We start from the raw sequence: 11,708 nt of genomic DNA on the forward strand, positions 1-11,708 counted from the left end.
GGGAAGGCCCGCAGCCGTACCCCCGGGGCCGTGTAGCGTTCCGGACATGGATCGGGTTCAGTCAGCCTCCCCGCAGCGCCCCGCCGGTTCGCACGGCACCGAGCGGACCGCCCCCTCGACCGGGGGCACCGGGCCGGAGGGCGGGCCGGGCAGCCGCCGGGCGGCGGCGCAGCGCCAGCAGATGCGCCAGGACCTGGCCACGGCCGCGATGGAGTTGTTCGCCTCGCAGGGCTACGAGGAGACCACGGTCGACCAGATCGCGGCCGCCGCCGGCGTGGCCCGGCGCACCTTCTTCCGGTACTTCCGGTCGAAGGAGGAGGCGATCTTCCCGGACCACGACGACACCCTCGTCCGGGTGGCCGACCTGCTGGCGAGCGCCGAGCCGGAGGAGCACCCGCTGGACGTGGTCTGCCGCGGCATCAAGGAGGTGCTGCGGATGTACGCCTCCACCCCGGGGGTGTCGGTCGCGCGGTACCAGCTGATCCGCCAGGTCCCGGCGCTGCGCGAGCGGGAGATCGCCGTGGTGGCGCGCTACGAGCGGCTGTTCACCCGGTACCTGCTGGGCCGGTTCGACACCGGCGAGTCCATCCCGTCCGGCTGGCAGCGCGGCGGCGAGGACGACTCGATGCTGGCCGAGGTGTCGGCGGCGGCGGTCGTCGCGGCGCACAACCACGTGCTGCGGCGCTGGCTGCGGGCCGGCGGGCGGGGGGACGTGGAGGCACAGCTGGACCACTCCTTCGAGGTGATCCGGCGGACCTTCTGGGCCGCCAGCGCCCCGGGTGCCAGACGCCGGGGGTCCGTGGTGGCACCCGGTGCCAGTGGGGCCCCCGGTGACACCGTGGCCGAGAGCGCACTGAGTGCCAGCCCCGGAGGTGAGGTGCTCATCACAGTCGCCCGGACGGACGCCCCGCTGGACGTCGTGGTGGACAGCATCCGGGCCGCACTGAGCGGCGCCCGGGAGTCATAGGCCCAGTGTTTACGCAGGTCAGAGCGATATCAAAGGCCCGTGCCGATTCGTCGGCGCGGGCCTTTCGGCTGTCCGCGCAACGCGCGTCACGCGCCGTTTCCGCCCGTTTCGGCCGGTCGGAATTCCTGACACCCGGTGTCTTTACGAGTGGCACAGGGTGCCACTACCTTGTTACTCACCAGTCGCGGCGCCGCGGCTCCCCACCTCGGCGCGCCGTCGTCCGGTGTTCCCACACCCCGGGAGCAGTGCCAGCACGGCCCGGTCCACGCCGGGCGCCCAGCCTGACCGACCACCACCCATCTCAGCGAAGCCGGTGTCCGCTCCCGGCTCCCCCAGACGCCCTGTGACCCTCACACAGGTACGCCTTCGGAGGCAGCCATGCAGGAAATCCTCGACGCGATCCTCAGCACCGACAGCACGTCGGCGGACTTCGCGGCGATCAAGCTCCCCGAGTCCTACCGGGCGGTCACGCTCCACAAGGACGAGGAGCAGATGTTCGCGGGCCTCGACAGCCGCGACAAGGACCCCCGCAAGTCCCTTCACCTCGACGAGGTCGCCCTGCCCGAACTGGGCCCCGGCGAGGCCCTGGTGGCCGTCATGGCCAGCTCGGTGAACTACAACACCGTGTGGAGCTCGATCTTCGAGCCGGTCTCCACCTTCGGCTTCCTGGAGCGCTACGGCCGGCTGTCGCCGCTCACCAAGCGCCACGACCTGCCGTACCACGTCCTCGGTTCCGACCTCGCGGGCGTCGTGCTGCGCACCGGTGCCGGCGTCAACTCCTGGAAGCCGGGCGACGAGGTCGTCGCGCACTGCCTCTCGGTCGAGCTGGAGTCCCCGGACGGCCACAACGACACGATGATGGACCCGGAGCAGCGCATCTGGGGCTTCGAGACCAACTTCGGCGGCCTGGCCCAGATCGCCCTGGTGAAGACCAACCAGCTGCTGCCCAAGCCGAAGCACCTCACCTGGGAGGAGGCCGCCTCCCCCGGCCTGGTCAACTCCACCGCGTACCGCCAGCTGGTCTCGCGCAACGGCGCCGGCATGAAGCAGGGCGACAACGTGCTGATCTGGGGCGCCAGCGGCGGCCTCGGCTCGTACGCCACCCAGTACGCGCTGGCCGGCGGCGCCACCCCGATCTGCGTGGTCTCCAGCGACGCCAAGGCCGAGATCTGCCGCGCCATGGGCGCCGAGGCGATCATCGACCGCTCCGCCGAGGGCTACCGGTTCTGGAAGGACGAGAACAACCAGGACCCGCGCGAGTGGAAGCGCCTGGGCTCCAAGATCCGCGAGTTCACCGGCGGCGAGGACGTGGACATCGTCTTCGAGCACCCGGGCCGCGAGACCTTCGGCGCCTCGGTGTACGTCACCCGCAAGGGCGGCACCATCGTCACCTGCGCCTCCACCTCGGGCTACATGCACCAGTACGACAACCGCTACCTGTGGATGTCGCTCAAGCGCATCGTCGGCTCGCACTTCGCGAACTACCGCGAGGCCTTCGAGGCCAACCGCCTGGTCGCCAAGGGCAAGATCCACCCCACCCTGTCCAAGGTCTACTCCCTGGAGGAGACCGGCCAGGCCGCCCTCGACGTGCACCACAACAAGCACCAGGGCAAGGTCGGCGTGCTCTGCCTGGCCCCCGAGGAGGGCCTCGGCGTGCGCGACCAGGAGTTCCGCGCCACGCACGTCGACGCCATCAACCGCTTCCGAAACGTGTGAGACGGACCCGATGACCGAGCCCCAGAAGCGCGACCGGCCCTGGCTGATGCGCACCTACGCCGGCCACTCCACCGCGAGCGACTCCAACGCGCTCTACCGGCGGAACCTGGCGAAGGGCCAGACCGGCCTGTCCGTCGCCTTCGACCTGCCGACCCAGACCGGCTACGACTCCGACCACATCCTCGCCCGGGGCGAGGTGGGCCGGGTCGGCGTCCCGGTCGGGCACGTCGGCGACATGCGCACCCTGTTCGACGGCATCCCGCTCGAACAGACCAACACCTCCATGACGATCAACGCCACCGCGATGTGGCTGCTGGCGCTCTACCAGGTGGTGGCCGAGGAGCAGGGCGCCGACATCGCCAGGCTCACCGGCACCACCCAGAACGACATCGTCAAGGAGTACCTGTCGCGCGGGACGCACGTCTTCCCGCCCGGCCCGTCGGTGCGGCTGATCACCGACATGATCGCCTACACGGTCGGCAACATCCCCAAGTGGAACCCGATCAACATCTGCAGCTACCACCTGCAGGAGGCCGGGGCCACGCCCGTCCAGGAGATCGCGTACGCGATGTGCACCGCCATCTCGGTGCTCGACGCCGTCCGCGACTCCGGCCAGGTGCCCGCCGAGCGGATGGGCGACGTGGTCGCCCGGATCTCCTTCTTCGTGAACGCCGGCGTGCGCTTCGTCGAGGAGATGTGCAAGATGCGCGCCTTCGCCCAGCTCTGGGAGAAGGTCACCCTGGAGCGCTACGGCGTGACGGACCCCAAGCAGCGCCGCTTCCGCTACGGCGTCCAGGTCAACTCCCTCGGCCTGACCGAGGCCCAGCCGGAGAACAACGTCCAGCGGATCGTCCTGGAGATGCTGGCCGTCACCCTCTCCAAGGACGCCCGCGCCCGGGCCGTCCAGCTGCCCGCCTGGAACGAGGCGCTCGGCCTGCCCCGCCCGTGGGACCAGCAGTGGTCGCTGCGGATCCAGCAGGTGCTGGCGTACGAGTCGGACCTCCTGGAGTACGGCGACATCTTCAACGGCTCCGAGGTGATCGAGACCAAGACCGCCGCGCTGCTGGCCGGCGCGGAGGCGGAGATCGCCAAGGTGCTGGAGATGGGCGGGGTGATCCCGGCCGTCGAGTCCGGCTACCTGAAGTCCAACCTGGTCGCCTCGCACGCGGCCCGCCGGGCCCGGATCGAGTCCGGCGAGGACAAGATCGTCGGGGTCAACTGCTTCGACACCACCGAGCCGAGCCCGCTCACCGCCGACCTCGACACCGCGATCATGGTGGTCGACCCGGCCTCCGAGCGGTCCGTGCTCGCCGCCCTGGAGGCCTGGCGGGGACAGCGCGACGAGGCCGCCGCCCAGGCGGCGCTGGCCGAGCTCAAGGCCGTCGCCGCCACCGAGGCCAACCTGATGCCGGCCACGCTCGCCTGCGCCCGGGCCGGCGTCACCACCGGCGAGTGGTCCTTCGCCCTGCGCGAGGTCTTCGGCGAGTACCGCGCCCCCACCGGCGTCGGCGGCGCGCCCGTCGCGGTCGCCGCCGAGCCGGGCGGGGAGCTGGAGCAGGTCCGTGCCGCGGTCGCCGCGACCGCCGAGGAGCTGGGCGCCGGCAAGCTGCGCCTGCTGGTCGGCAAGCCCGGACTGGACGGGCACTCCAACGGTGCCGAGCAGATCGCCGTCCGGGCCCGCGACGCCGGGTTCGAGGTGGTCTACCAGGGCATCCGGCTGACGCCGGAGCAGATCGTCTCCGCCGCCGTCGCGGAGGACGTCCACTGCGTGGGTCTGTCGATCCTCTCCGGCGCGCACTGCGAGCTGGTTCCCGACGTCCTGAAGCGCCTGGACCGCGCCGGGGTGCAGGATGTCCCGGTGATCGTGGGTGGCATCATCCCGGCAGCGGACGGCGAGGCCCTCAAGGCCGCCGGCGTCGCCGCCGTGTTCACCCCGAAGGACTTCGGCATCACCACCATCATCGGCCGGATCGTGGACGAGATCCGGCTGGCCAACAAGCTCCAGCCGTGGACGCCCGCACCGACCCCGGCCACGAACTGACCAGCTGACCAGCTGACCACTGGGAAGGAACGAACCACCCTCATGACCAACGTCAACCGCCTGCGCCCGCGCCGCTCCTGCCTCGCCGTACCGGGCAGCAACCCGCGTTTCCTGGAGAAGGCCCAGGGCCTCCCGGCCGACCAGGTCTTCCTCGACCTGGAGGACGCCTGCGCCCCCCTGGTCAAGGAGAGCGCCCGCCACAACATCGTCGACGCGCTGAACAACGGCGACTGGGGCAACAAGACCAAGGTCGTCCGGGTCAACGACTGGACCACCCACTGGACCTACCGCGACGTGATCACCGTGGTCGAGGGCGCCGGCCCCAACCTCGACTGCATCATGCTGCCGAAGGTCCAGGACGCGGAGCAGGTGAAGGCGCTCGACCTGCTGCTCACCCAGATCGAGAAGACCATGGGCTTCGAGGTCGGCAAGATCGGCATCGAGGCGCAGATCGAGAACGCCAAGGGCCTGATCAACGTCGACGCCATCGCCGAGGCCTCGCCCCGGCTGGAGACCATCATCTTCGGCCCCGCCGACTTCATGGCCTCCATCAACATGAAGTCCCTGGTCGTCGGCGAGCAGCCGCCCGGCTACAACGCCGACGCCTACCACTACATCCTGATGCGCATCCTGATGGCCGCCCGCGCCAACGACCTCCAGGCGATCGACGGCCCGTACCTGCAGATCCGCAACCAGGAGGGCTACCGCGAGGTCGCCGGCCGCTCCGCCGCCCTCGGCTTCGACGGCAAGTGGGTGCTCCACCCGGACCAGGTCGCCGCCGCGAACGAGATCTACTCGCCCTCGCAGGAGGACTACGACCACGCCGAGCTGATCCTCGACGCCTACGACTACTGCACCTCCGAGGCGGGCGGCGCCAAGGGCTCCGCGATGCTCGGCGACGAGATGATCGACGAGGCCAGCCGCAAGATGGCCCTGGTCATCGCCGGCAAGGGCCGGGCCGGCGGCATGGAGCGCACCACCAAGTTCGAGATCCCGGAAAGCTGAGGGCCTGAGCCATGCAGTTCGGACGCACCTACGAGGAGTTCGAGGTCGGCGCGGTCTACAAGCACTGGCCCGGCAAGACGGTCACCGAGTACGACGACCACCTCTTCTGCCTCCTCACCATGAACCACCACCCGCTCCACATGGACACCAACTATGCGGAGAAGACGACGGACTTCGGCAAGAACGTCGTGGTGGGCAACTACATCTACTCGCTGCTGCTCGGCATGTCCGTCCCGGACGTCTCCGGCAAGGCGATCGCCAACCTGGAGATCGAGTCGCTGCGCCACGTCGCACCGACCTTCCACGGCGACACCATCTACGGCGAGACCACCGTGCTCGACAAGTGGCCGTCCAAGTCCAAGGACGACCGCGGCATCGTCTACGTCGAGACCAAGGGGTACAAGCAGGACGGCACGGTCGTCTGCATCTTCCGCCGCAAGGTGATGGTGCCGACCGAGACGTACACCAAGGCGCGCGGCGGCGAGCAGCCCGGCCGCCCCACCCCGCTCTCCTGAACCCCTCCCCCCTCTCCTTCCGAGGAGACCGTGGAGACCCCGGAGGGGCAGGCCGCCGTCATCGGCCGACCCCCACCCGGTAACGGGGGCCCTGCTGCCGCAGCCACGCCGGCAGGGCCCCCGCAATCCCCCCCCCCCGCCTTCTTCAGACAATTTCGGAGCCGCACGATGGGACGCCTCGCACAGACCGACGGCCTCACCGAGATCCAGCGGGACATCCTCGCCACCGTGCGGGATTTCGTCGACAAGGAGATCATTCCGGTCGCGACCGAGCTGGAGCACAAGGACGAGTACCCGACCGCCATCGTCGAGGGCATGAAGCAGCTCGGCCTCTTCGGACTCACCATCCCCGAGGAGTACGGCGGCCTCGGCGAGTCGCTGCTCACCTACGCCCTGGTGGTCGAGGAGATCGCCCGCGGCTGGATGTCGGTCTCCGGCATCGTCAACACCCACTTCATCGTGGCGCACATGATCAACGCCCACGGCACCCAGGAGCAGAAGGACCACTTCCTGCCGAAGATGGCCGCCGGCGAAATCCGCGGGGCCTTCTCGATGTCCGAGCCCGGCCTCGGCTCCGACGTTTCGGCCATCTCCACCAAGGGCGTCAAGGACGGCGACTTCTACGTCCTCAACGGCCAGAAGATGTGGCTCACCAACGGCGGCACCTCCACCCTCGTCGCGGTCCTCTGCAAGACCGACGAGGGCGGCAACACGCCGTACAAGAACATGACCACCTTCCTGATCGAGAAGGAGGCAGGTTTCGGCCCGAACCCCAGGGTTCCCGGCCTGACCGTGCCCGGCAAGATCGAGAAGATGGGCTACAAGGGCGTCGACACCACCGAGCTGGTGCTGCAGGACGTCCGGATCCCGGCCGACCGCATCCTCGGCGGCGTCCCGGGGCGCGGCTTCTACCAGATGATGGACGGCGTCGAGGTCGGCCGCGTCAACGTCGCCGCCCGCGGCTGCGGCGTCGCCCGCCGCGCCTTCGAGCTGGGCATCTCCTACGCCCAGCAGCGCTCCACCTTCGGCAAGAAGATCGCCGAGCACCAGGCCATCCAGTTCAAGCTCGCCGAGATGGCCACCAAGGTCGAGGCCGCCCACCAGATGATGGTCATGGCCGCCCGCAAGAAGGACAGCGGCGAGCGCAACGACCTCGAAGCCGGCATGGCCAAGTACCTCGCCTCCGAGTACTGCAAGGAGGTCGTCGAGGACGCCTTCCGCATCCACGGCGGCTACGGCTTCTCCAAGGAGTACGAGATCGAGCGCCTCTACCGCGAGGCCCCGATGCTGCTCATCGGTGAAGGTACTGCGGAGATCCAGAAGATGATCGTCGGACGCCGGCTCCTGGAGGAGTACCGGATCGCCGAGTGATCCCCGGGCCGTCCGGCGACCGACCGCGTCGCCGGACGGCCCCCTCGAACCGCCGGTCGACGGGCGTGCGGGCCCGTCCCGGCGGAGCGCCGTGCCCCGTCACGGGCCCGGCCTGGTCCGCCAGGGTCCGGCACGGCCCTCCGGAAGCGGCCGTAGGGCGTACAGCTGCGACAACGCGCCCTGCGGCCGCTTCCGCACACCTTCTTCCGGCCGCCGCGCCCGTTTCCCCGCCGTGGTTCGATCGGGGCACCCGCTGAGACAAGTCTCACCAGCCGCGTCCGGTCCCTTGGGAACCGGACCGGGGCGAGCTACGGTCGTAGAGGTGGGACGCGCACACGCGCTCCCGCCGGACACATGAACGAGCAGGCGGGTTGCCCACCCACCGTGTGCTCCCGATAGCATCCACCGGGACAGCAAGCCGTCCCTCTATTACCGATTCCGCGGTGGCCCCCGTCCAGCGGCCATGATCCCCCGCGACAAAGGTCTTCGATGCCCATCAGCCCGTCCCCTCACACCTCCGTCCCGGACCGCGATGCCCTCGCAGCCCCGACGTCCGGTCGGCGACCCCGCGTGACCATCGCGCGCGGAGCCACCCCCTGGTTCGTCCCCACCCTCGCCACGGCCGCCGTGACCACCGCCCTCACCCGGCGCAGCGGCAAGTGGGCCCTGGCGGCGGTACCCGCCTGCGCGCTCAGCGCGGGCATGCTGTGGTTCTTCCGCGACCCCGAGCGTGAGGTCGGCACGGGCAGAGTGATCTCCCCCGCCGACGGCGTGGTGCAGAGCATCGACGCCTGGCCGGACGGCCGCACCCGGGTCGCGATCTTCATGAGCCCGCTCAACGTCCACGTCAACCGCGCGCCCCTGCCGGGCACGGTGACGTCGGTCGAGCACGTCGCGGGCGGCTTCGTCCCCGCGTTCAACAAGGACAGCGACCAGAACGAGCGGGTCGTCTGGCACTTCGACACCGAGCTCGGCGACATCGAGATGGTCCAGATCGCGGGGGCCGTGGCCCGCCGCATCGTGCCGTACGTGGCCGCCGGAACCAAGGTCGAGCAGGGCGACCGGATCGGTCTGATCCGGTTCGGGTCCCGGGTCGACACCTACCTGCCGGCCGGCGTCGAGGTCGGCGTCGAGGTCGGCCAGAAGACCACAGCCGGGGTGACGCGCCTTGACCGTGACTGATCCTGAGACAATCGTCGGCCTGGACGACGAGGAGACGTCCCTGCGCCGCCGCCGCTGGGCGCGCGACCGCGAGCTGCGTGCTCCGCGTTCTCCCCAGCACCTGTCCACCGCCGACTTCCTGACCCTGGGGAACGCCGTCTGCGGCTTCCTGGCGATCTACTCGATCACCACCGGGGTCCTCGTCCCGCACATCACCAACCCGGACGCCGCTCCGGACCGGCACAGCGCCGCCACGGCGGTCACGCTGCTGCTGATCGGCTCGATGTGCGACCTCTTCGACGGCCTGGTGGCGCGCAAGCTGCGCTCCTCCGCCCTCGGAGCGGAACTGGACAACCTGGCGGACCTGATCAGCTTCGGCATCGCGCCGGCCTACTTCGTCGCGGTCTGGGGCATGGTCTCCCAGGGCTCCAACAGCAAGCTCTCGGCGCTCATCGCGATCACCGTGCTGCTCGCGGTCGTGCTGCGGCTGGCCCGCTTCTCGGCCGTCAAGATGCGGCCCGGGGTGTTCCAGGGCATGCCCTGCCCGATGGGCGCGATGACGGTCATCGCCATCGTGCTGCTCGACCCGCCGTTCCTGCCCGGTCTGCTCGCCATCTTCGGCGCCGCGTACCTGATGGTCAGCCGGATCGAGTACCCGAAGCCGCAGGGGCTGCTCGCCACCGCCACGCTCTGCTGGATCGTGGTCTCCATCGGCTGCCTGGCGGCCTGGGCCACCGGCCTGCCCGGCGGCGACGCGCTGATGCACGTCGGCGCGTTCGCCCAGATCACGCTCGCCGCGATGGCGCCGCTGCTGGTGATCCGCCGCAAGGTGGGGCAGAAGGTCGGCGACGTCCGCGCCCGGCGGGCGGAGTCGCGGCTCGGCTGAGGCCGCTCGACCGTCGCATGCGGAAGGGCCCGGAACCGATCGGTTCCGGGCCCTTCCGCATGCCTGCCGCCTGTTCTGCGGTCCGCCGGCTCCGCGTGCCCGCGGGCTCCGTGGGATCACGCGCCGCCGGTGTGGACGCTGAAGGCCGAGCGGCGGGCCGCCCGCGCCACGCCCGGGTCCGGGTGCACGCCCGAGACCGCCGTCAGCACCGAGGCCGCCCGCGGGTGCCCGGACTGCCGGGCCCGCGCGAACAGCCGCACCGGGTCCCCCGCCGAGGCGCCCTCGACGTGACCCACCAGCAGCTCCGTCTCGCCGTGGTCGAGCACCGCGGCCGCCGTGTCCACCCAGAGCCAGGCCGCGTCGTCCGCGCCCAGCACGTCCGCCGGGGAGACCCCCTCGTCCGCGCGCTCCGCCAGCCACAGCAGCGCGTACGGGCGCAGCACCGGCTCGTCCACCGCCGCCCGCACGGCCTGCTCGGCCGGCCCTCCGGCCACCCGCAGCGCCTCGAAGGCCAGCCCGCGCACCAGCGCGTCGTCGCCCTGCGCCGCGTCCAGCAGTTCGGCCACCGCGCGGTCCGCCGGACGGGCCGCGACCCAGGCGCGGTACTCGGCGCGGGCCGGGCCCGGCGAGTAGTCCGCGCAGGCGTTCAGCAGCTCGAAGGCGCTCTGCTCGATGTGCCCGGCCGCCGTCTGCGCGACCGTGCAGATCTCCTCCAGCTTCGCCCGCACCGCCCAGTGGCCGAGCGGCGACAGCTCGGCCGCATCGTTCCTGCGGGTGAGCGCGCCGACGGCCGCCAGGCCGTCCAGCATCCAGTCCAGGACCGCGGCCACGTCCGAGGGCGCGGCCGGGGTGTCGATCTGCGGCTCCCGGCAGGTGCCGCGGACCGCGGACACCGCGGAGGCCGCGTGCGGCACCGGCGACAGTCCGGGACCGCCGGGCCCGCCGCCGACCCGGCGCTCGTCCAGGCCGCGCCGCAGCAGCTCCAGCAGCTCGCTCTCGGGCACCGGGCCGTCCACCAGGTGCAGGAAGGACAGCAGCTGCGGAGCCTGGTCCACGGCCTGTCCGGCCAGCACGGCGAACACCCCGCGCAGCGCGGCGGGCGGCACCGGGGCGAGCAGGGTCCAGGCGTCGAACAGCGCCGACCAGCCGCGCACCACGGCCTCGTCGTCGTGCTCCCAGGCGTGCAGGCGCCAGCCGGGGCCGGCTCCCGCGTCCCGGGCCTCCACCAGGCCCACCAGGAGCGCCTGCCCCCAGGCCTTGGCGGCGGCGCCGACCGTCATGGCCAGCGCCCGGCCGGCCGCACGGGCGTCCTCCGGGAGCAGTTCGCCGCGCTTGTCGACCTCCTCCAGCTCCCCGGCCCAGCGGGCGATCCGGACGGCGTCCACCAGCATCCGGCGGGCCAGCGGCGCCAGCTCGGCCGGTGCCGGGAAGCCCTCCGGCACGGGAACCCGGCCCCGACCGGGCGCCGGCGCGGGCCCTCGTCGCCGGGGTACGCCGTTGCGGGGTACACCCGCCCCGCTCGGCCTGCCACCGGCTGGCCGGTGGGCCGTACCGGGGAGACGGGTCACCGTCGCACCGGTACCGATCGGAGGCGGGAGCGGGGCATCACGGTCGCGCGGGTTCCGAGACGTCACGTCGAGCAGTCTTCCCCTTGTACCGGCCTTCTGTCACATCCGGTTGTCCGTACGACCGGGCGACCGGCGGCGGCACCTCCGCAAGATCGGGCAACAGAGGCAAACCGCCTGGCCGGAAACGTGTGGCCTGCTCATGCCAGGTAAGCCGGGGTGGTTGCTGCGCCCGTTCGAACGGTCACGGAGTGTGAGGGCGGGGGTGATCAGCAGGGGCCAGGATGTGCCCCCGGCTGCGCGGCGATCGCGGCGATCGACGCCGGGGCCCTCGACGCCCGGCGGAGCTGTCCAGCCCGAATCCGGACGGATGACCGGCGGATCGGGCCGATCTCGGCGCGCGGGAAGTCGACGGGTCCGACTTCCCGCGCTTGCCGCGGAAATGGGACGATTGCCCGATTGACCGGAAGTCTCCCGAAAT

General features: G+C 71.3%; 9 protein-coding genes. 8 read left to right on the forward strand and 1 reads right to left on the reverse strand.

Translation table 11 applies throughout. The features are described 5' to 3' along the window. Positions 1-46: 46 nt before the first annotated feature. From ABT048_RS33300 to ABT048_RS33335, 8 genes are all read left to right on the forward strand, one after another. Entirely contained in the window at positions 47-967 is a 921-nt protein-coding gene (locus ABT048_RS33300) for a TetR family transcriptional regulator (protein ID WP_350525304.1), read from the forward strand. A gap of 378 nt (positions 968-1,345) precedes the next feature. Beyond that, on the forward strand, positions 1,346-2,683 hold the full coding sequence (ccrA, locus tag ABT048_RS33305) for a crotonyl-CoA carboxylase/reductase (protein WP_350525305.1): 1,338 nt from the start codon (positions 1,346-1,348) through the stop codon (positions 2,681-2,683). A gap of 10 nt (positions 2,684-2,693) precedes the next feature. Beyond that, the gene (locus ABT048_RS33310; RefSeq protein WP_350525306.1) at positions 2,694-4,724 is read left to right on the forward strand and encodes an ethylmalonyl-CoA mutase; all 2,031 of its coding nucleotides are present in this window, start codon (positions 2,694-2,696) and stop codon (positions 4,722-4,724) included. Between the two features lie 42 nt (positions 4,725-4,766). Further along, a complete protein-coding gene (locus ABT048_RS33315) occupies positions 4,767-5,729 on the forward strand; it encodes an HpcH/HpaI aldolase/citrate lyase family protein (RefSeq protein WP_350525307.1) in 963 nt (320 codons plus the stop codon). Between the two features lie 11 nt (positions 5,730-5,740). Continuing rightward, on the forward strand, positions 5,741-6,244 hold the full coding sequence (locus ABT048_RS33320; RefSeq protein ID WP_350525308.1) for a MaoC family dehydratase: 504 nt from the start codon (positions 5,741-5,743) through the stop codon (positions 6,242-6,244). Between the two features lie 168 nt (positions 6,245-6,412). Next, positions 6,413-7,615 (forward strand): acyl-CoA dehydrogenase family protein, encoded by a 1,203-nt coding sequence (locus tag ABT048_RS33325; RefSeq protein ID WP_350525309.1) that lies wholly within the window; start codon positions 6,413-6,415, stop codon positions 7,613-7,615. A gap of 489 nt (positions 7,616-8,104) precedes the next feature. Further along, positions 8,105-8,797 carry a phosphatidylserine decarboxylase gene (locus ABT048_RS33330; protein ID WP_350525310.1) on the forward strand — a complete coding sequence of 231 codons (693 nt, stop codon included), beginning with the start codon at positions 8,105-8,107 and terminating at the stop codon, positions 8,795-8,797. After that, positions 8,784-9,662, forward strand: a complete 879-nt coding sequence (locus ABT048_RS33335; RefSeq protein ID WP_030242067.1) for a CDP-alcohol phosphatidyltransferase family protein — start codon at positions 8,784-8,786, stop codon at positions 9,660-9,662. Before ABT048_RS33330 ends, ABT048_RS33335 begins: the two co-directional genes overlap by 14 nt. 116 nt (positions 9,663-9,778) lie before the next feature. On the opposite strand, the gene ABT048_RS33340 is transcribed toward ABT048_RS33335, so the two are convergent. Further along, positions 9,779-11,104, reverse strand: a complete 1,326-nt coding sequence (locus ABT048_RS33340; RefSeq protein WP_350525311.1) for a hypothetical protein — start codon at positions 11,102-11,104, stop codon at positions 9,779-9,781. Positions 11,105-11,708 lie beyond the last annotated feature (604 nt).

This window comes from Kitasatospora sp. NPDC096140, assembly GCF_040303045.1.
GTDB lineage: Bacteria > Actinomycetota > Actinomycetes > Streptomycetales > Streptomycetaceae > Kitasatospora.